Origin of the sequence: Nocardiopsis sp. RV163 (assembly GCF_001029525.1) — a bacterium.
Lineage (GTDB): Bacteria > Actinomycetota > Actinomycetes > Streptosporangiales > Streptosporangiaceae > Nocardiopsis > Nocardiopsis dassonvillei.
The window spans coordinates 36,770-55,066 of sequence record NZ_LEKI01000002.1; the positions used below are offsets into that span (position 1 = coordinate 36,770).

An 18,297-nucleotide genomic window follows, 5' to 3' on the forward strand; every position below is an offset into this window, starting at 1 on the left:
ACCGCCCAAGGGGAGGCCGCGCCGCGTTCGAGGTCGTTTCGGAAGAGGAGAAACCCCGATCACAGCAGCGGAACCGGTACCGGATACGCCCCGGGCCAGCGCCTCGGCCCCGACCAGGGAGGCCGCCACGGCCGCGCGCACCACGGGCTCGCCGTCCAGCAGCAGCGCAGGCGGGACGCGTTCCTCCTCGCGGGCGTCGCCGTCGGGGCGGGTCCACCCCTCGTGGCGCACGCGCACCGGCCAGGCGCGCTCTCCCCGCACCCGCGCCAGCGGGCGGGGTCGCCGGTCAGCCCGGTGACGCCCTCGTGGGACATGCCGTGCAGGTAGTCGGCCTCGATGAGGCTGATCCGGCCCAGTTCGCCCGCCCGGACGGCCTCGCGGACGAGCAGCACGTGCGGGTGGAGGGCGCGGTTCCCGGCCGGGGAGTAGGTCGCCGAGGAGCGGTCGGCCGCCGCGACCAACGCCCTCGCCTCGGCCTCGTCCGCGCACGCGACTGCCTCGGAGAGCACGTGGACGCCGCGGTCCAGGAAGGCCAGGGCCGGGGGCGCGTGGGCGTCGGAGTCGTTGGCCAGGACCACCCCGTCCAGGTCCTGGTCGAGAAGGTCCCGCCAGCTTTCGGTGAGGACCGCGCCGGACAGCCGCTCCCGGGCCGCGGCGCGCGATGCGGGGTCGCGGTCGCAGGCCGCCGCCACGTCCATGCCCAGTCTGGCGGCCCACGCCGCCAAGTGCAGGCCCATCCCCAGTCCCACCACTCACACGCGCATGGGGGCGTCATCGTCCCCCGCGGGTCCCGGCGGGCACGGGAGCGGGCGCGCCGGGCGCCGGGCGCCGGGCGCCGGGCGCCGGTCGTGGGCACTACTCAGATTTCGGAATGCGAAAACCAGTTCCGCACAGTGTCACCCGAAGGCAACACAGTGGAAACACCGGCGGCGGGGAGCGACCCCGCCCCTCCTCGGGTGCACTCCCCGTACGGGCATGCTCTGAACTGCGGGGACACCAGTTCTCCGGAGGCGGCGGACCGACCGGGGCCACGAAGGATTATGTTTACATCGAGGTAATACACTCCTCACACAGCCACGATCCGCAGGCGTGAGGACCTCAGGGCCTGGGATCACCACCATGTGTTGCGCCAGCGTGCGCGCGTTCGAGGTTCCCGACACAACGGCGTGTGGGGTGCCCGTTCCACCTGTGCTGAAAGGAACGTTCACCCATGCCCTTCGCCGACGAGGCAGGCCGTGACCACCACCCCGGAGTCCGATCCGCCTACGAGCACGTCGTGCGCCGCAACCCCGACGAGCCGGAGTTCCAGCAGGCGGTGCTGGAGGTCCTGGACGACCTCTCCCCGGCCCTGACCCGGCACCCCGAGTACGCCGAGCAGCGCATCCTGGAGCGCCTGTGCGAGCCCGAGCGCCAGGTGATCTTCCGGGTGCCCTGGCGTGACGACCAGGGCCGGGTGCACGTCAACCGGGGCTTCCGGGTGGAGTTCAACAGCGCGCTGGGCCCCTACAAGGGCGGGCTGCGCTTCCACCCCAGCGTCAACCTCGGCGTGATCAAGTTCCTGGGCTTCGAGCAGATCTTCAAGAACGCCCTGACCGGCATGAACATCGGCGGCGGCAAGGGCGGCAGCGACTTCGACCCCAAGGGCCGCTCCGAGGCGGAGATCGAGCGGTTCTGCCAGTCGTTCATGACCGAGCTGCACCGCCACCTGGGTGAGCACACCGACGTCCCGGCCGGGGACATCGGCGTGGGCGGCCGCGAGATCGGCTACCTGTTCGGCCAGTACCGGCGCCTGGCCAACCGCTGGGAGGCCGGTGTGATCACCGGCAAGGGCCTGGAGTGGGGCGGCTCGCGGGTGCGCACCGAGGCCACAGGCTACGGCAGCGTGCTCTTCACCCAGCGGATGCTGGAGCGGTCGGGCCGCGCTCTGGACGGCCAGCGGGTGGTCGTCTCCGGGTCGGGCAACGTGGCGATCTACTCGGTGGAGAAGGCCCAGCAACTGGGCGCGAACGTGGTGGCCGTCTCCGACTCCGGCGGCTACGTGGTGGACGACAAGGGCCTGGACCTTGACCTGCTCAAGCAGGTCAAGGAGGTCGAGCGCGCCCGGATCGGCGTCTACGCCGATCGTCGCGGCGGGGGCGCCCACTACGTCGAGGGCGGCAGCATCTGGGACGTGCCGTGCGACGTGGCGCTGCCCTCGGCCACCCAGAACGAGCTGAACGCCGACGCGGCGCACACGCTGGTGCGCAACGGCGTCGCGGCGGTGGCGGAGGGCGCGAACATGCCCACCACGCCCGAGGCGGTCAAGGTGCTGCGCGAGGCCGGTGTGCTGTTCGCGCCGGGCAAGGCGGCCAACGCCGGCGGTGTGGCCACCAGCGTGCTGGAGATGCGCCAGAACGCGCGGCGCACGTCGTGGTCCTTCGAGCACGCCGAGGCCGAGCTCGCCGAGACGATGGCGGGCATCCACGACCGCTGCGAGGAGGCGGCCGAGCGCTACGGGGCCCCGGGCGACTACGTGCTGGGCGCCAACGTGGCCGGGTTCGAGCGGGTTGCGGGCGCGATGCTGGCCCAGGGCCTCATCTGACGCGGACCAGTCGAGTAATTCCAGGAGAAGCCTCCGTTACGAGGAACTGTGGCGGAGGCTTCTCCTTTGCTCCGGGCAGGAGGCCGTAATTTGGCCGCGACAGTGACGTGCCGCACCTCTGCCCCGGAGTGACTTGTGAAGAACCTGTGTGGGGTTTCGGAGGATATTGACACTCCGAACGCGGAGGGTGAAGGATGTGAACGCACTTGGTTCTGGCCTTTGGAGTTCGCGCGTGCCGAGAGACGTCGCCGTTTGCCCTCTGTCACACATGCCCTCGCCGTTGTTCCCTCGACCCGCGGGCAGGAGCGTTTCTTCGGTGCGGGAACGCGGAAAGGCGCGTGGATCCCGTCGGTACGGGCGCGGGACGGGCCGTCGCCCGTTCCCGACCCGATAGGTCAGGGAATTCCAATCAGGGATCACCGTGAATTTTCCCCGCATTTTCTTCCCCTGTTCTCCGAGGTGAGAAATAATTCCCGGAGAAAACGGCCGCGACCGGTGAAAAGACGTGCCGTCCGCCGCTCGTTCCGTGCCGAAAAAGAAAACTCCGGAAAAACCGGAAGAACCGCAGGCCGGACATCGGCTTGCGGTGATCATCCCTGCCGCTAACACTCGTTGACGCACTTCGCCCGGGCCGTCGAAGGAAACGGAGGATACCCCCGGCGCCGCGGTGGTTTCGGCGCCGCCGCACACGACGCGTCCGCGACGCCTGGGCTGGCAGGCCCCCGCTCCTTGAAATCCGGCGTCCCCGAACTCCCCGCCCGTCATCCGACCACAGGTCGTCCCAGCACCACGAGGAGACACGTATGTCCGCTGACCGCGCCAACACCGACCCCCGCCGCAAGTGCACGGCCGCAGTGCTCACCGCGCTGATCGCAGCGGGGTCCGCCGTCGCCCTGCCCTCGGCGGCCGCCGCCGACATGCGGCCGGAGCCCGTCTGCGTCTCGCAGACCCACCCCGAGGTCGCGCAGCGCCTCGACGAGCGGATCCGCCAGGAGGTCGGCCAGCGCGCCGGGACCGTCGCCGTGGGAGTCTCCGCCTACGGGGGCGACCTCACCTGCGCGCTCGGCGCGGACACCGGGTTCGACGCCGCCAGCGTCGGCAAGGTGGTGGTCCTGGGCGCGCTGCTGCGCACCGCCATGGAGGAGGGGCGCGAACTCACTCCCCGCGAGAAGGAGCTCGCGACCGACATGATCACGGTGTCGGGGAACGACTCCGCGGTGGAGCTGCGCAACCAGCTCGGCCTGGACCGCCTCCAGCGGTTCCTCGACCTGGCGGGGATGGACGGCACTACGCTGCACCCCGAGGGCTACGTCGGGCTGATGAAGATCAACGTTCGGGACCAGCTCACCCTGCTCGACGTGATCGGCTCCGACAACGACGTACTCGGAGCCGAGGAGCGTGCGTACGCGCGCGGCCTCATGGGCGACGTGGTCGAGTCGCAGCGCTGGGGCGTTCCCACGGGTGCGCCCGCGGGCGCGCGGGTCTACCTCAAGAACGGCTGGCTGCCCTACGACAACACCGACACCTGGCGGATCAACAGCATGGGCGGGTTCCAGGACACGCCGATCGGCGACTACGGGGTCGTCGTCCTGACCGACGGCAACGACGGCATGCAGTACGGGGTGGACAGCATTGAGGCCGTGGCCGTCGGAGTGCACTCGGTACTGACCGGCGATAGCGCGCGGACCCTGGTGCGGCCTACCGAGATCCCCGAGGCGGTCTCCGACGGTTCCGACCGGGCCTGACCCGCGCCCCCGGCCGCCGGTGCTCCGGCGGCCGGGGACGGGTGGTGCCGGGGCGCGCGTCGGCGCCCCGGCCCGCTGGCTCACGGCCCTCGGGCGGGGGCCAGCGGGCATCGGGGCCCGGAGGCGGTCACCCGTGCGTCACCACAGGTGGTGGACCCGGGGCCGGAGGAGTTCGTCGTAGACCTCGGCCACCCGGGCGCGGACCCCGGGGTCGAGCGGGGCCAGTCCGGCGGCGGAGGCGTTGCCGCGCGCCTGGTCGGCGTTGCGGGCGCCGGGGATGACCACGCTGACCCCCTCCTGGTCCAGGATCCAGCGCAGGGCGAACTGGGCCATGGTCACGCCCTCGGGCACCAGCGGGCGCAGGCGCTCCACCGCCTCCAACCCGGTCGCGTAGTCGATGCCGGAGAAGGTCTCGCCCTTGTCGAAGGCCTGGCCCTCGCGGTTGAAGTTGCGGTGGTCGTCCTCGCCGAAGGCGGTTTCGGCGGTGAACCTGCCCGACAGCAGACCGCTGGCCAGGGGCACGCGGGCGATGACGCCGACCCCGGCCTCGCGGGCGGCGGGCAGCACCTTCTCCAGCGGCTTGTGGCGGAAGGCGTTGAGGATGATCTGCACCGTGGCCACGTTGGGCCGGGCGATCGCCGTCAGGGCCTCGTCCACGGTCTCCACCGACACGCCGTAGGCGCGCATGCGGCCCTCGGCGACCATGGCGTCCAGGTCGTCGAAGACGGCGTCGGTGGCGATGACCCGCGGGGGCGGGCAGTGCAACTGGACGAGGTCGATCGTGTCCACGCCCAGGTTCTGGCGGGAACGGTCGTTCCAGGCGCGGAAGTTGTCGGGGTTGTAGTTGTCGGGGGTCTGGTCGGCGCGGCGGCCCATCTTGGTGGCCACCGTGATGCCGGGGCGCTCCTTGATCAGCTGGCCGACGAGCCGCTCGCTGCGACCGTCGCCGTAGACGTCGGCGGTGTCGAAGAAGGTGACACCGGCGTCGGCGGCCGCGTGCAGGGCGGCCAGGGCGTCGGCCTCGCTGACCTCGCCCCAGGAGGCGCCGATCTGCCAGGCGCCGAAACCGATGACGCCCACGTTGTTGCCGGTGCGGCCGAGTACGCGTGTTTCCATGGGTGCGATCCTAGGCCCTTGGGAGCGTTCCCATCTGCGTGGACTCCCCTGATAGCGTTCGGCGCCGGCGGCGGGGTTGACCCTGACCCGGGGTCAACCCCGCACCATGGCGGCATGGACACCGAGAGCACCACGACCGAGACGAACGGACCCCAAGAGCCGTACGGCGGACGGGGCGGCGGGACGCTGCGGCGCTTCACGGTCCACCACGACGGTGTCACGATCCCGGTGACCCGGGGCGGCCGGGGACGGCCGCTGGTCCTGTGCCCCGGGCTGCACACGACCCAGGCCGACCTGCGCGAGCTGACCGGGCTGCTGCGGCGCGACCACGACGTGGTGGCCTTCGACCTCAGGGGCCACGGCCTCGCCTCCGCCGCCGACCAGTACTCCTTCGAGTCCTTCCTCGGCGACCTCGGCGCCGTGATGGCGGGAGTGGAACGGCTCGACCTTCCCGAGGCGCCCGTGCTCGTGGGCTACTCGCTGGGTGCGGACCTGGTCGTGCACCACGCCTCCGAGCGCCCCGGCGGCATCGCCGAACTCGTGCTCCTCGACGGGGCGAACCCGACGCCCGAACCGTTCGTCACCGAGGCCGACCTGCCGCTCTTCCGCGCGATGTGGCAGGAGCAGGCGGAGCGGCGGGAAGCCCAGCGGGGCACCGCGCACCAGGTGCTGCTCACCACCCAGGAGGTCATCGACCTCAACAGGGAGATCGACGCCGCCCGGTCCACGATCCTCGACCGCTACGACCGGATCGACCTGCCCATCAGCATGGTCGTGTCGGCCGCGATGGCCGGTGACAGGGGCGGGGAGCACGCGCCGCGGTTCAACCGGAACTGGCGTGCCGGTGTCGCGCGGCTCGTCCGCGCGCAGCCGCGCATCGTGGTGCACCGGCTCGACGCCGACCACCAACTCGTCTTCACCCACGCCCCGGAGATCGCCCGTATCATCCGGGACACGCGGGGCCCGGCCGGGCGAGCCGAACCCCCGCACACATCCTGACCAGGAGGGATCGGTGCCGTGCTGACCATCGGCGAACTGGCGTCGTACGCGGGGGTGACAGTGCGCGCGGTGCGGCACTACCACGCCAAGGGACTGCTGTCCGAGCCCGAACGCGACCGCTCCGGCTACCGCAGGTACGGCGCCGACGCCGTGGTCGAGCTGATCAGGATCAGGACCCTCGCCGGGTCCGGAGTCCCGTTGGCGCGCGTGCGGGAGCTGCTGCGGGCCGACGAGGAGGAGTTCGCCGCCGCGGTCGCGGACATCGACGCGCGGCTGCGCGCGGAGATCCGGCAGCGGCAGCGGCACCGGGAGCAGGTCGCCCGCCTCAGGGCGGGGGACGCCCTGGCGCTGCCACCGGAGGTGGTCGACCACCTCGCCCGGCTGCGGGCGCTCGGGGTCCACGAGCGGATCGTCCGGGCCGAGCGTGAGGGCTGGATCCTGATGGCCGCGCACTCACCCGAACGGGTCGCGGAGTGGACGGCGTGCAAGCGCGAACAGCTCGCCGATCCGGAGTTCGTCGACTTCTACCTCGTCCTGGGCCGGGCGCTCGACTGGAGCGGTGACGACCCGCGGTTGGCCGGGCTGGCAGACCAACTGGCCGACTACCTCACGCGGATGGCCGACGAACGGGGCGGGCACTACGTGGACGACACCGGCGTCGAACCGGCGCTCGCCGAGCTGATGGACAGACTGGTCTTCGACACGGTGCCTCCGGCCCAGCGGCTGATCGAGCTGCTGGGCGAGCGGGGCTGGTCCGGCTGGACCAGGCTCGAACGAGTGGTCCCCGCACCGTTTACGCGGTCATGTTCACGGTGATGACCTGCGAGATCTTCTACGACGTGGCGGCGCGCGCGGTGCTGCCGTCCCCGGCACGGGGTGCGCTGGACCGGGCCAACGGGCGTCTTGCGGGCGGGCGCGAGGTCGCCCAGGAGTTCGTTGGGGCGCCGCTGGGCGGGTTCCTGTTCGTGGTGGCCGCGTTCCTGCCGCTGGCGGTCAACGCCGGAGCCTGGGCCCTGGGAGCCCTGGTGCTGCTCGGCCTGCCCCTGGCGGCCCGGGGGCCGGGAGCGGCGCCCTCACCGCAGCCGCACGTGGGCGGCGGTCGCGCGGCGGCGGCGCGGTCGGTGCTCTCCGACCTGTCCGAAGGGCTGCGCTTCGTGTGGGGCGACGTGCCACTGCGGTCGCTGGTGCTGTTCGTGGCGCTGGCCAACCGTCGTACCCAGCTCCGCCCGGAAACGGCGGTGCGGGCTCGCGGCGCTGACCGACGCCCGGGCGGCATCGCCGGGAGGGCCCTCATGAGCGAACAGCCGATCAACCTGAACGACGCACTGGACTCCTTCGAACAGCTGTGGAGCCCGCGCATCGTCACCCGGGTCAACGACTACGACGTGCGCGTGGCCGAGGTCCGGGGCGAGTACGTGTGGCACGCCCACGACGACACCGACGAGTTCTTCCTGCTGTTGAACGGGGACCTGTGCATCCGGCTGCGCGAGCACGCAGGGGGAGCCGAACGGGTGGTCACCCTGGAGAGGGGGTCGGTCTTCGTCATGCCGCGCGGGACCGAGCACCGGCCCGAGTCCCACGGCGGGGCCGTCATCCTCCTGTTCGAGCCGACGGGAACCCTGACGGTGGGTGACCGGCACGAGGAGGTGCCCGACCACGTGGACGCCACCACCGGGCCCGCCATGGGCGCCTGAGGGGCGCGCCCGCCGGAACGGGGGCGCGTCCCGGGGCCGCCGGGCCTTCCCGCCCGGTTTCACCTGAGGAGGAGGGCGCACCGTGCCGGGACCGGGCTCCGGACCGGGATCCGGAGCCCGGCAGCCGTTCGCGGGATCAGGGGCGGGTCTTGGACAGGTCCTGGACGATGGTCCGTTCGGGGACGAAGCGGACGAGGCGTGCGTCGTCGTCGAAGTCCTTGAAGCCGGTGGGCCAGGTGGTCTCGTCGTCGCCGAGGTAGCGGCGTAGCTTGCGTCTGGAGCGTTCCTCGTCGTAGGGCACGACCTCGGCCCCGCCGCGCATGATGACCTGGAGGAACTCCAATCTCTCCAGGTCACAGGTGTCCACGACCAGAGCGACCCGGGGGTCCTTGGCCAGGAACCGCGACATCCGCGAGTAGGCGCCGGTGATCCACCAGACAGCGCCCTCCTCCCACAGGAACCACACCGGACGCACCGTGGGTGCGCCGGAGGAGTCGGAGGCGGCCACCCTGGCGACCAGGGGTCGGGCGAGGAAGGCGTCGACGTCGAAGGGGTGCTCGTGCTGACCGGAGGTGCCGGGGGTATCGCTCATACCTTCAGGCTAGGAGGCCCGGGGCGGCGGGAGAAGGAGTTCTTCCGGGCTGTGGACGACCCGTCGCGGGGGCGTGCGGTGGCGGGCCGGACGAAGCGGCGGCCCAGCGCCGGGAGGGTGCGGGAGCGCGCACCAGACCTCGGAGGACCGCGAGGCCGTGAGACGGCTGGAGGCGGTCCACCCACCGGCACCGACCGGGAGGAAGCCCGGATCAGGGGTGGAGTGGGGGCCCGCCGCGGCTTGGTCAGCTCCTCCTCGTCGAAGTCCCCGGCGAAGCTCGGGACGGTCGAGGCGGCCCCGACGTCGGGCGAGGCAAGCTCGGGGCCTTCGTTCTGGAGGGCGAAAGCGGGGGCCCAGCGGGCCACGCGGTCCGTCCAGTCCTCCTCGACGGTCTGGGTGGCGCACGCTCCTTCGACGGGGCCGGGCCCCGGCGCCCATGCGCCGTCCCGGTAGTGCGGTGCGGTGGTGGTCATGGGGGGCATGCTCGCAGGTGGAGACGGTCGGCGGGCGGAGTCGGCGGTATCGGCCGGACCCGGACGACAGCCGGGCCCGAGGAGGTCACGGTGCTCCCCGCCCGGCCCGCAGTGCCGGAAACCGGTGGGGGTGACGACCGGCCCGCACACCCCTGGGTAACGTGCGGGAAATGGCTCACCACGCGACCATCCGCACGGTCCGGACCGCCGACGCGGACGGGCTCGTGCCGCTCTACGCGGCGCTGTCCCACCCCGCCACGGCCGCTCAGGTGCGCAGTCGTCTCGAACGGCTGGCAGGTGATCCCACCTACGGCTTCTGGGTCGGCGAGGCCGCTTCGGGAGAGCTGCTGGGCTTCGCCGCCGGGCACCTGCTGTTCCCGGTGGAGGACGACACCCCGGCCGCTCAGCTCATCGCGCTGGTCACCGCCGAAGAGGCACGGGGGAAGGGCGTGGGCACGGCGCTGTGCGCCGCGTTCGAGGCCTGGGCCGCGGAACGGGGCGCGGCCCGAACCATGCTGAACTCCTCGACCGGACGGACCGGGGCCCACGCCTTCTACAGGCGGCGCGGCTACACCGCGTCGGGAGTGCGGTTCTCGAAGCCGCTCTAACGCAGATCGACCGGGTGCGGCGGGGCCTCGATCGGTGGCGCCGCGTGTTCGCGCGCACCCGAAAACCCGGTGACGGCGGGGGAGCGGTGGGCCACAATGGCCCGATGGTCGACCGACACTTCTCCCAGCCGGACCTGGCCGAGCTCTACGACTACTTCAATCCCTGGCGGAGCTCGCCCCAGGACGACTTCTACCTCGACCTGGTCATGGACGCCCGATCCGTCCTGGACGTGGGCTGCGGGACGGGCAAGCTCCAGCGGATGGCGCGCGGGCGCGGCCACACCGGGCGCCTGGTCGGCCTGGACCCGGCCGAGGCGATGCTGGAGGTCGGGCGGCTTGACCGCGACGACGTCGAGTGGACCCTGGGTGACCTGCTCACACGTCCCTTCGAGGGTGAGTTCGACCTCGTCGTCATGACCGGCCACGCCTTCCAGGTGTTCCTCACCGACGACGAGTTGCGGGAGTTCCTGTCGGCGGTGCGCAGTGCCCTGACCGCCGACGGACGGTTCGTGTTCGAGACCCGCAACCCGGCCGCGCGGGGCTGGGAGGCGTGGACCCCCGAACGGGTGCGCACCGTGGACGGCCCCGGAGGGCGCAGGGCCACGTGTGTCCACCGGTTGGAGAGCGTGGAGGGCGACCTGGTCACCTTCACCTCCGACTACGGCGTCGAGGGGTGGGACCGGCCCAAGAGCAGCCGCAGCACGCTGCGCTTCCTGGACGCCGAGGCCCTGAACGGCTTCCTGGCCGAGGCCGGATTCGACGTGAGCGCGCAGTACGGCTATTGGGACCGCGGTCCGCTCACCGACGCGAGCACGGAGATCATCACTTTCGCTCGGCCCCGGTGAGCGGCGCCCGCCCCGGCGGCGGTCCGGACACCGGCGGGCTCACCCGCGCGGGCCGAGACTGGCCTGGAGCCCGTCCAGCAGGGCGTTGAGCCCGAACAGGAAGGTCTCCCACGCCTCCTGTTCCAGGTAGGGCTCGTCCTGGTTCTCGTTGCTGAACGCCCCCTGCTCCGACAGCAGGGCCAGCACGGGGAAGCGCCGGTCGAAGTCCGGGGCGACCCGCTCCAGTTGCGCGGAACGCTCGTACCACCAGGCGTCCTCGGCCACGCCCGTGACCTCCGGGGCGCGGCGCGTCTCCGAGGCGATCTGCACGGGTCCGCGCACGAGGGTGAACAGGTTGCCGTAGGCGCTGCGGATCTGTGTGGGGCCCAGCCCGGCGCGGTGCAGCACCACGGCCAGCGACTCGAAGAGCCGGTACTCGTTGGGGCCCAGCACCGGCCGCGCCTGGGAGACCTCCAGGGTCCAGGGGTGGTCCAGGTAGAAGTCCCACAGCCGGGTGGCCCAGGATGTCGTAGCCGTGCGCCAGTCTGGTTCGGCGTCGGCCTCGGCGGCGTCGGCCAGGTCGGCGAAGACGTGGTCGTACATCAGCTCCACGAGTTCGTTCTTGCTGGCCACGTAGGTGTAGAGCGACATGGCGGTGCGCCCCAGGCGCTGACCCACCGCGCGCATGGACAGCGCCTGCATCCCCTCGGCGTCGGCGAGTGCGATGGCGGTCTCCACCACCAGGTCCACGCTGAGTTCGGGTTTGGGGCCGGGAGCCGTCCGGGCGCTGTCCCCGCCGCGCGAACGCCACAGCAGTTCCATGGTGCGACGGGCGTCACCCTGCCCGGCGTAGACCACCACTTGCATCTCCTTACGCTATAAACTAACGTTCTCCAGCCATCAGCTTACGCCATAAGGACTCCTGAGGAGCAGTGTGTCTTCCCACCCCACCACAGCGGACACCCACGACACCATCCAGGTCCGGGGAGCCCGGGAGAACAACCTCGCCGACGTCTCGGTGGACATCCCCAAACGGAGGCTGAGCGTCTTCACCGGCCTGTCCGGCTCGGGCAAGTCCTCCCTGGTCTTCGGAACGATCGCCGCCGAGTCCCAGCGCCTGATCAACGAAACGTACACGACCTTCGTCCAGTCGTTCATGCCCAGCCTGGGGCGGCCCGACGTGGACAGCCTGCGCAACCTCAGCGCGGCGATCATCGTCGACCAGGAGCGGATGGGCGCCAACTCCCGCTCCACCGTCGGCACCGCCACCGACGCCGCCGCCATGCTGCGGATCGTCTTCAGCCGGGTCGGCACCCCGCGGCTGGAACCCTCCAGCGCCTTCAGCTTCAACAACTCCGAGGGCATGTGCGGTGAGTGCGAGGGCCTGGGGCGCACCAACCAGATCGACGTGGACCAACTCCTCGACCGCGACCTGTCCTTGAACGAGGGCGCGATCACCGTCCCCGGCTACGGGGTGGGCAGCTGGTACTGGCAGGTCTTCGTCAGCTCGGGTCTGCTGGACGCCGACAAGAAGGTGGCCGACTACACCGACCAGGAGCGGCACACCCTGCTGTACCTGCCCGTCACCAAGGTCAAGTCGGTCGGCAACTCCTTCTCCTACGAGGGGCTGGTCCCCAAGATCAGGCGCACCTACCTGGCCAAGGACCGCGAGAAGATGCAGACGGCCGTGCGCGCCTTCGCCGACCGCGCGGTGACCTTCTCCACCTGCCCCGGGTGCGGGGGCGCCCGCCTCAACGCCCGGGCCCGGGCGGTCCGGGTCGCAGGGCGCACCATCACCGAGTGCTCGGCCATGCAGGTGGACGAGCTGGCCGGGTTCGTACGCTCCCTGGACGAGCCCTCGGTCAAGCCCCTGCTGGACAACCTCGGCCACACCCTGGAATCCCTGGTGCAGGTGGGGCTGGGCTACCTGAGCCTGGACCGGGAGTCGGGCACGCTCTCGGGCGGCGAGGCGCAGCGGGTCAAGATGGTGCGCCACCTGGGCTCCAGCCTCAGCGACGTGACCTACGTCTTCGACGAGCCCACAGTGGGCCTGCACCCGCACGACATCGAGCGGATGAACAACCTGCTGCTGAGCCTGCGCGACAAGGGCAACACGGTACTGGTGGTCGAGCACAAGCCCGAGACGATCTCCATCGCCGACCACGTGGTGGACCTGGGGCCCGGCGCCGGGCCCTCGGGCGGACGCGTGACCTACACCGGCGACGTGGCCGGGCTGCGCGCCTCGGGAACGCTCACGGGCGACCACCTGGACCACCGGGCCGCCCTGCGCGAGCGGGTGCGCACGCCCCGGGGACACATCTCCATCACCGGCGCGAACTCGCACAACCTCAAAAACGTCAGCGTGGACATCCCGACCGGGGTGCTCACGGTGGTCACCGGTGTGGCCGGCTCGGGCAAGAGCTCGCTCATCCACGGCGCCCTGCCCGGACGCGAGGGCGTGGTGGTGGTCGACCAGTCGGCGATCAAGGGGTCGCGGCGCTCCAACCCGGCCACCTACACCGGACTGCTGGACCCGATCCGCACCGCCTTCGCCCGCGCCAACGGCGTCAAGGCGTCGCTGTTCAGCGCCAACTCCGAGGGCGCCTGCCCCGAGTGCAAGGGCGCCGGGGTCGTCTACACCGACCTGGCGATGATGGCCGGGGTCTCCTCGCCCTGCGAGCACTGCGAGGGCAAGCGGTTCCGGGCCGAGGTGCTCGCGCACAAGCTGCGCGGCAAGGACATCAGCGAGGTACTGGCGATGTCGGTGGTGGAGGCGCGGGGGTTCTTCTCCGGCGGCAACGCCCGCACCATCCTGGACCGGCTGCACGACGTGGGCCTGGGCTACCTGGGTCTGGGCCAGCCGCTGACCACCCTGTCGGGCGGTGAGCGCCAGCGCCTGAAGCTGGCCATCAGCATGGCCCGCGACGGGGCGGTGTACGTGATGGACGAGCCGACCACCGGCCTGCACCTGGCCGACGTGGACCGCCTGCTGGCGCTGCTGGACCGGTTGGTGGACGACGGCAACACGGTGGTGGTGATCGAGCACCACCAAGCGGTGATGGCGCACGCCGACCACGTCATCGACCTGGGGCCGGGCGCCGGGCACGACGGCGGCCGGATCGTGTTCGAGGGCAGCCCCGCCCGGCTGGTGGCGGAGGGCGACACCCTCACCGCCCGCCACCTGCGGGCCTACCTGGAGCGCTGACCGGCGTTCCCCGGGAGGGCCTGAGCGGAGGGCACGCGCGCCGAAGGCCCCCATGCGCGGCGGGGACGGCCGTGCTGTCCCCGCGTCCGCCCCGGCACCGGCGGCGCCGGAGGGAAGCCCGAGCCCTAGGCTGGTCCGGTGAGCGAACCGATCATCGTGGCCCGTGGCGTGGAAGTGGAACTCGGCGGCGTCCCGGTCCTGCGCGGAGTCGACCTCACGGTCGCGCGCGGGGAGGTGGTCGCGGTGCTCGGCGCCAACGGCGTCGGCAAGACCACCCTGCTCCGCTGCCTCGCGGGGCTCCAGCGGACCGTGGGCGAGGTCAGCGTCCTGGGCCGACCGCCCGTGGACGAACCCGGGTTCTGGCGCGAGGTCGCCCTGGTCGGCGACGAGCCCACCTGGTACCCGGGGCTGACCGTGCGCGAGCACCTGGAGCTGATGCGGGCCGTGCACGGCCCCGGACGGCTGGAGGTGGCGGCGACCGTGGAGCTGTTCGAACTGTCCGGTTGCGCGGACCGGGCCCCCTCGTCGCTCTCGACCGGTCAGCGCCAGCGGCTTTCCCTGGCCATGGCGCTGCTGCGGCCGAGCCGTTTGCTGCTGCTGGACGAACCCGAACGCGGGCTCGACGCCGCCTTCCGGGAACGGCTCGCGGAACTGCTCGCCGAGTACGCCGAGGACGGCGGAACGGTGGTGATGGTGACGCACGACCCGGGGTTCGCCGAGGACGCCCGCCACGTCGCCCTGGAGGCCGCCGCGTGAACGGGACGGCACAGGCGGGAGCGGGGGCGGCTCGGGTCCGGGCGTTCGCGCGGGCCCGGAACCGTCGGCACCGCAGCTGGTCCGACCGCTACGTCTTCCTGCTCGCCCTGGGGCTGCTGGTGGTGACGGTGTCCCCGGTGGTCGTCCGCGCGGTGGCGGCCGTGCCCGGCGTGGCCGATCCGGTGCGGGCGGGTGCGGGCCTGGCGCTGGTCGCGCTGCTGCTGGCGGCCTCCCTGAGGCTGGCGCGCGCGGTCGGGCCGACGGCGGTGTCGGCGGCGGACGCGGCGTGGCTGGTGCTCTCACCGCTGCCGCGCCGCGGGGTGCTGGCCCCCGCCCTGCTTGTCATGGCCGCGGTGTGCGCAGTGGTCGGTGCGGTGTTCGGTCTGGCGCTGCTGAGCGGGCTCGGCGCCCCCGACGCGCTGGCGCTCCGACTGCTGGCGTCCGTGGTCCTGGCGGTGTCGTGGACGGTGGGCGGGGCGGCGACGGCCGTGCTGGCGCAGGCGTCGCAGCCCTGGGACGACCGGCTGACCACGCTGCTCGTCGCCCTCGTCGTCGCGGCGGCCGCCGCGACGGTGATGAGCGCGGGCCCGGGGCGCGGGGTGCTCGTGGGCATCGCGTCGGCTCCAGTGTCGGCGTGGGGCGCGGCCGCGTGCGCTTCGGCCGGGGTGGCCGCGGCCCTGGCGTGGCGGGCCTGGCGCGCCCTGGCGCGCATCCCGGCCCGGGCGGTCCTGGATGCCTCGTCCAAGGCGGAACTCGCGGCGGGCGCGCTCCTGGTCATGGACCCGGGTTCGCTGTCCTGGATCGCCGAGGACGCGCACTGGCGACCACGCGTGCTGCGCTCGCGCGCGTGGCCGTCGCGGCTGCGCGGAGCGGCGGCGGTGGCCTGGCTGGACTGGCGGCGGCTGGCGCGGCGGCCGGGGCTCCTGGCGCTGGTGGCGGCGGCGACCGTCCTGCCCGTGCTGGCCGCGCGGGCGGGCTCAGGGGAGGCGGGTGCGCTGGCCGTCCTCGCCGTGGGCGCGCTTGCGGCCGCGGCGACGGGAACCGCGGGGGCGCGCCGGGACGCCGGGGACGCGGCGCTGGCGCGGCTGCTGGGCACCGGTCCGCGCGTGCTCACGGCAGCGCGGGCGGTGCTGCCCGCCCTGCTCGGCGGCCTGTGGCTGACCCTCGCGCTGGCCGGGCTGGGCCTCACGGGCTTCGGAGGGCTCCTGTGGCCGCTGGGGCTGTTGTGCGCTCCGGCGCTGGCGGCGGGGGCGCTGCGGCTGGCCCGGCGCCGACCCGTAGAGCACACGATGCCCGTTGTGGACACGCCCCTGGGCCCGGTGCCGCTGGGGCCGGTGGTGTGGGCGCTGACCGGCGCCGACATCGCCGTGCTCGGGTGCCTGCCCGCGCTCCTGGCGTTCGCAACCGGGGTGACGGGGCCGCTGTTCGTGGCGCAGGCGGTGTGGGGCGCGGCGGTGCTGGCGGCCTACTGCGCCGCCCCGGGGCGCGCGTGGTGACGCGGTCGGTTCGTGGGAGCCGGGGCTCGGACCGTTCCCCTCGCGGGCGACCGACCACTCAGGGTCCGGGTGCCTCGCGGTCCTTCTCGGCCGGGACCGCCGCCCCCGCCGACATCAGTCTTCGCGCCAGCACATGACAGCTCCTCGCCAGCTCCGGCGGGTCGAGCACCTCGAATTCGTGGCCCAACAGGAGCACGTGCACGAGCACGAAATCGAGGTCGTGGCCGCCGCTGACCACCTCGCAGCGCCCGTCGACCCGGCTCCGCACGACCGCCGCCGACGCGGGGATCTGCGCGCGCACCGTCTCGGCCGACGCGCGCACGAGGAAGCGCGCCTGACGGGGGTAGACCCGGCTGGCCACGCCCTCCTGCACGTACGCCGCCGCGTCGGGGGCCGCACGGGCTCGGAAGCGCCAGGTCCGCGCGACCACAGCGGTCATCCGGTCCACGCGGAAGCTGCGCCAGTCGTCGCGGTCGAGGTCGTAGGCGAGCAGGTACCAGCGCCGCTCGGAGGCGACCAGGCGGTGGGGCTCGACCCGCCGCCGTCGCACCCCGCCCCCGGACGGGTAGTCGAAACCGGCCTCGACCTCGTCGCGGCAGGCCCGGGCCAGCGTCATGAGCACCTCGGGATCGACCGGCGTGCGGCCAGAGCCGAAGGACTCCACCGAGCCGGAGAGCGCGCGCACCTCGTCGCGCAAACGGGAGGGCAGCACCCGGTCGAGCTTGGTCAGCGCCCGCAGCGCGGCGCCGCCCGCGTCCCCGTCCACACCGCCCGCTCCGGCGAGCAGCGCGACCACGGTGGCGATCGCCTCCTCGTCGTCCAGCAGCAGCGGCGGCAGGTCCTTGCCCGGGCCGAGCTGGTAGCCGCCGCCGACGCCCTGGCTGGCGTGCACCGGATAGCCGAGCGCGCGCAGGCGGTCGACGTCGCGCCGCACCGTGCGCGGGGTGACCCCGAGCCGGTCGGCGAGTTCGGGACCCGTCCACACCCGGCGCCGCTGCAACAGCCCGAGCAGGGTGAGCACCCGTTCCGTCGTACCGCGTTCGTCTGCGCCAGCCGTGTCCATGCGGTCCACCCTGCCAGAGATAGCGGACCGATCCTGTCCGCCAGTGGTGCCAGGGTTGCCCCATGAGCACAGCAGAACCCGACTGGAACCAGACCCTGCGCGAGCAGTGGGAGTTCCACTGGAACCACCACATCCGGCCCCGTTTGGAGGGCCTCACCGACGACGAGTACTTCTGGTCGCCGGTACCGGACTCCCGCTCCTGGAGCGTGCGGCCGCGCGGCGGCTCGACGGCGCCCGTGCGGGGCGGTTCGGGGGACTTCACGATCGACTTCGCCTTCCCGGAGCCCGACCCCGCGCCCTTCACCACGATCGCCTGGCGGCTCGGCCACGTCATCGTAGGCGTGCTCGCCATGCGCAACGCGTCGCACTTCGGCGCACCGGCGGCCTCGTACGAGACGTGGGAGTACGCCGGAAGCGCGTCCGACGCGCTCGACCAGCTCGAAACCCAGGTCGACGTGTGGCTGGCCGGGGTGCGCGGCCTGGACGAGGCCGCGCTGCGGGCCCCGGTCGGCGACAAGGAGCCCCACCCCGAGGCGCCCATGGCGGACCTGGTGCTGCACATCCACCGCGAGCTGATCCATCATCTGTCCGAGGTCTGCCTGCTGCGCGACCTCTACCTGCACACGGCGGCAGCCGCGAACGGAGCGAACCGATGAGTCTCGACGTCCAGATCACCTTCGACGCCCACGACCCCCGGGCGCTGTCGTCCTTCTGGCGCGACGTGCTGGGCTACGTCCACCCCGGGCCGCCCGGCGTCGTCCTGACCGAGGGCGCCGACCCGCTGGCCGCGTGGGACGCCTTCCTGGAACAGGTGGGCGTGCCCGAGGACCAGCGCGACACGAGGTCGGCCGTCGAGGATCCCGAGGGGAGCGGCCCGCGGCTGTTCTTCCAGCGGGTACCGGAGGACAAGGTGGTCAAGAACCGCCTCCACCTCGACGTCCGCGTTGCTCCCGGGCTGCTGGGGGAGGAGCGGATGGCGGCACTGGAGGCCGAGTGCGCGCGCCTTCTGGAGCTGGGGGCGACGCGGGTGCGCCGCCACGAGCCGGAGCCGCCGATGGAGACCGGCTTCATCGTGATGGCCGACCCCGAGGGCAACGAGTTCTGCCTGGACTGAGGCTCTGCGGCCGTGGTCTCGGTGCCCGTGC

At 72.6% G+C, this 18,297-nt stretch carries 18 protein-coding genes; 12 read left to right on the plus strand and 6 right to left on the minus strand.

What is annotated here, in order from left to right:
* Positions 1-59: 59 nt before the first annotated feature.
* Positions 60-737, minus strand: a complete 678-nt coding sequence (locus ABD54_RS00675) for a Gfo/Idh/MocA family protein (RefSeq protein WP_235431914.1) — start codon at positions 735-737, stop codon at positions 60-62.
* Positions 738-1,210: 473 nt separating this feature from the next.
* Here ABD54_RS00675 and gdhA point away from each other — a divergent pair, with 473 nt between their 5' ends.
* The gene (gdhA, locus tag ABD54_RS00680) at positions 1,211-2,581 is read left to right on the plus strand and encodes an NADP-specific glutamate dehydrogenase (protein WP_047867461.1); all 1,371 of its coding nucleotides are present in this window, start codon (positions 1,211-1,213) and stop codon (positions 2,579-2,581) included.
* A gap of 803 nt (positions 2,582-3,384) precedes the next feature.
* Positions 3,385-4,326: a serine hydrolase gene (locus tag ABD54_RS00685; RefSeq protein ID WP_047867462.1), complete on the plus strand. Its 942-nt coding sequence runs from the start codon at positions 3,385-3,387 to the stop codon at positions 4,324-4,326.
* Between the two features lie 138 nt (positions 4,327-4,464).
* On the opposite strand, the gene ABD54_RS00690 is transcribed toward ABD54_RS00685, so the two are convergent.
* Positions 4,465-5,442: an aldo/keto reductase gene (locus ABD54_RS00690; protein ID WP_047867463.1), complete on the minus strand. Its 978-nt coding sequence runs from the start codon at positions 5,440-5,442 to the stop codon at positions 4,465-4,467.
* Between the two features lie 114 nt (positions 5,443-5,556).
* Here ABD54_RS00690 and ABD54_RS00695 point away from each other — a divergent pair, with 114 nt between their 5' ends.
* From ABD54_RS00695 to ABD54_RS00710, 3 genes are all read left to right on the plus strand, one after another.
* Positions 5,557-6,441: an alpha/beta fold hydrolase gene (locus ABD54_RS00695; RefSeq protein ID WP_047867464.1), complete on the plus strand. Its 885-nt coding sequence runs from the start codon at positions 5,557-5,559 to the stop codon at positions 6,439-6,441.
* A gap of 18 nt (positions 6,442-6,459) precedes the next feature.
* Positions 6,460-7,257 (plus strand): MerR family transcriptional regulator, encoded by a 798-nt coding sequence (locus ABD54_RS00700; protein WP_047867465.1) that lies wholly within the window; start codon positions 6,460-6,462, stop codon positions 7,255-7,257.
* A 476-nt stretch (positions 7,258-7,733) separates the two neighbouring features.
* On the plus strand, positions 7,734-8,135 hold the full coding sequence (locus ABD54_RS00710; protein WP_047867502.1) for a cupin domain-containing protein: 402 nt from the start codon (positions 7,734-7,736) through the stop codon (positions 8,133-8,135).
* A gap of 136 nt (positions 8,136-8,271) precedes the next feature.
* Here the strand turns inward: ABD54_RS00710 and ABD54_RS00715 are convergent, their stop codons facing one another.
* A complete protein-coding gene (locus tag ABD54_RS00715) occupies positions 8,272-8,727 on the minus strand; it encodes a pyridoxamine 5'-phosphate oxidase family protein (RefSeq protein WP_047867466.1) in 456 nt (151 codons plus the stop codon).
* Positions 8,724-9,200, minus strand: a complete 477-nt coding sequence (locus tag ABD54_RS28705; RefSeq protein ID WP_235431915.1) for a hypothetical protein — start codon at positions 9,198-9,200, stop codon at positions 8,724-8,726. Before ABD54_RS28705 ends, ABD54_RS00715 begins: the two co-directional genes overlap by 4 nt.
* Positions 9,201-9,370: 170 nt before the next feature.
* Between ABD54_RS28705 and ABD54_RS00720 the strand changes: the two genes are divergently transcribed.
* Both ABD54_RS00720 and ABD54_RS00725 read left to right on the plus strand, forming a co-directional pair.
* The gene (locus ABD54_RS00720; protein ID WP_047867467.1) at positions 9,371-9,808 is read left to right on the plus strand and encodes a GNAT family N-acetyltransferase; all 438 of its coding nucleotides are present in this window, start codon (positions 9,371-9,373) and stop codon (positions 9,806-9,808) included.
* A gap of 104 nt (positions 9,809-9,912) precedes the next feature.
* Positions 9,913-10,653 (plus strand): trans-aconitate 2-methyltransferase, encoded by a 741-nt coding sequence (locus ABD54_RS00725; RefSeq protein WP_047867468.1) that lies wholly within the window; start codon positions 9,913-9,915, stop codon positions 10,651-10,653.
* Positions 10,654-10,692: 39 nt separating this feature from the next.
* Here ABD54_RS00725 and ABD54_RS00730 read toward each other — a convergent pair whose 3' ends face one another.
* Positions 10,693-11,493 carry a TetR/AcrR family transcriptional regulator gene (locus ABD54_RS00730; protein WP_047867469.1) on the minus strand — a complete coding sequence of 267 codons (801 nt, stop codon included), beginning with the start codon at positions 11,491-11,493 and terminating at the stop codon, positions 10,693-10,695.
* 73 nt (positions 11,494-11,566) lie between these two features.
* On the opposite strand from ABD54_RS00730, the gene ABD54_RS00735 reads away from it, so the two are divergent.
* From ABD54_RS00735 to ABD54_RS00745, 3 genes are all read left to right on the plus strand, one after another.
* Entirely contained in the window at positions 11,567-13,837 is a 2,271-nt protein-coding gene (locus ABD54_RS00735) for an excinuclease ABC subunit UvrA (RefSeq protein ID WP_047867470.1), read from the plus strand.
* A gap of 138 nt (positions 13,838-13,975) precedes the next feature.
* The gene (locus ABD54_RS00740; protein WP_047867471.1) at positions 13,976-14,593 is read left to right on the plus strand and encodes an ABC transporter ATP-binding protein; all 618 of its coding nucleotides are present in this window, start codon (positions 13,976-13,978) and stop codon (positions 14,591-14,593) included.
* Positions 14,590-16,089: a DUF6297 family protein gene (locus tag ABD54_RS00745; protein WP_047867472.1), complete on the plus strand. Its 1,500-nt coding sequence runs from the start codon at positions 14,590-14,592 to the stop codon at positions 16,087-16,089. The genes ABD54_RS00740 and ABD54_RS00745 overlap by 4 nt, the downstream gene beginning before the upstream one ends.
* Positions 16,090-16,147: 58 nt before the next feature.
* Here ABD54_RS00745 and ABD54_RS00750 read toward each other — a convergent pair whose 3' ends face one another.
* Positions 16,148-17,152 carry a YafY family protein gene (locus tag ABD54_RS00750; protein WP_047867503.1) on the minus strand — a complete coding sequence of 335 codons (1,005 nt, stop codon included), beginning with the start codon at positions 17,150-17,152 and terminating at the stop codon, positions 16,148-16,150.
* A 62-nt stretch (positions 17,153-17,214) separates the two neighbouring features.
* Between ABD54_RS00750 and ABD54_RS00755 the strand changes: the two genes are divergently transcribed.
* Complete coding sequence (locus ABD54_RS00755) at positions 17,215-17,808, plus strand: DinB family protein (RefSeq protein WP_047867473.1); 594 nt, start codon at positions 17,215-17,217, stop codon at positions 17,806-17,808.
* On the plus strand, positions 17,805-18,266 hold the full coding sequence (locus tag ABD54_RS00760; RefSeq protein ID WP_047867474.1) for a VOC family protein: 462 nt from the start codon (positions 17,805-17,807) through the stop codon (positions 18,264-18,266). Before ABD54_RS00755 ends, ABD54_RS00760 begins: the two co-directional genes overlap by 4 nt.
* Positions 18,267-18,297: the final 31 nt, after the last annotated feature.

Excerpts from the sequence above, each read along its gene's own strand:
- ABD54_RS00710 (WP_047867502.1), top strand. The coding sequence starts at position 7,734 with ATGAGCGAACAGCCGATCAACCTGAACGACGCACTGGACTCCTTCGAA.
- ABD54_RS00690 (WP_047867463.1), bottom strand. The coding sequence starts at position 5,442 with ATGGAAACACGCGTACTCGGCCGCACCGGCAACAACGTGGGCGTCATC.
- ABD54_RS00760 (WP_047867474.1), top strand. The coding sequence starts at position 17,805 with ATGAGTCTCGACGTCCAGATCACCTTCGACGCCCACGACCCCCGGGCG.
- ABD54_RS00685 (WP_047867462.1), top strand. The coding sequence starts at position 3,385 with ATGTCCGCTGACCGCGCCAACACCGACCCCCGCCGCAAGTGCACGGCC.
- ABD54_RS00695 (WP_047867464.1), top strand. The coding sequence starts at position 5,557 with ATGGACACCGAGAGCACCACGACCGAGACGAACGGACCCCAAGAGCCG.
- ABD54_RS00725 (WP_047867468.1), top strand. The coding sequence starts at position 9,913 with ATGGTCGACCGACACTTCTCCCAGCCGGACCTGGCCGAGCTCTACGAC.
- ABD54_RS28705 (WP_235431915.1), bottom strand. The coding sequence starts at position 9,200 with ATGACCACCACCGCACCGCACTACCGGGACGGCGCATGGGCGCCGGGG.
- ABD54_RS00755 (WP_047867473.1), top strand. The coding sequence starts at position 17,215 with ATGAGCACAGCAGAACCCGACTGGAACCAGACCCTGCGCGAGCAGTGG.
- ABD54_RS00750 (WP_047867503.1), bottom strand. The coding sequence starts at position 17,152 with ATGGACACGGCTGGCGCAGACGAACGCGGTACGACGGAACGGGTGCTC.
- ABD54_RS00715 (WP_047867466.1), bottom strand. The coding sequence starts at position 8,727 with ATGAGCGATACCCCCGGCACCTCCGGTCAGCACGAGCACCCCTTCGAC.
- ABD54_RS00675 (WP_235431914.1), bottom strand. The coding sequence starts at position 737 with ATGGGCCTGCACTTGGCGGCGTGGGCCGCCAGACTGGGCATGGACGTG.
- gdhA (WP_047867461.1), top strand. The coding sequence starts at position 1,211 with ATGCCCTTCGCCGACGAGGCAGGCCGTGACCACCACCCCGGAGTCCGA.
- ABD54_RS00720 (WP_047867467.1), top strand. The coding sequence starts at position 9,371 with ATGGCTCACCACGCGACCATCCGCACGGTCCGGACCGCCGACGCGGAC.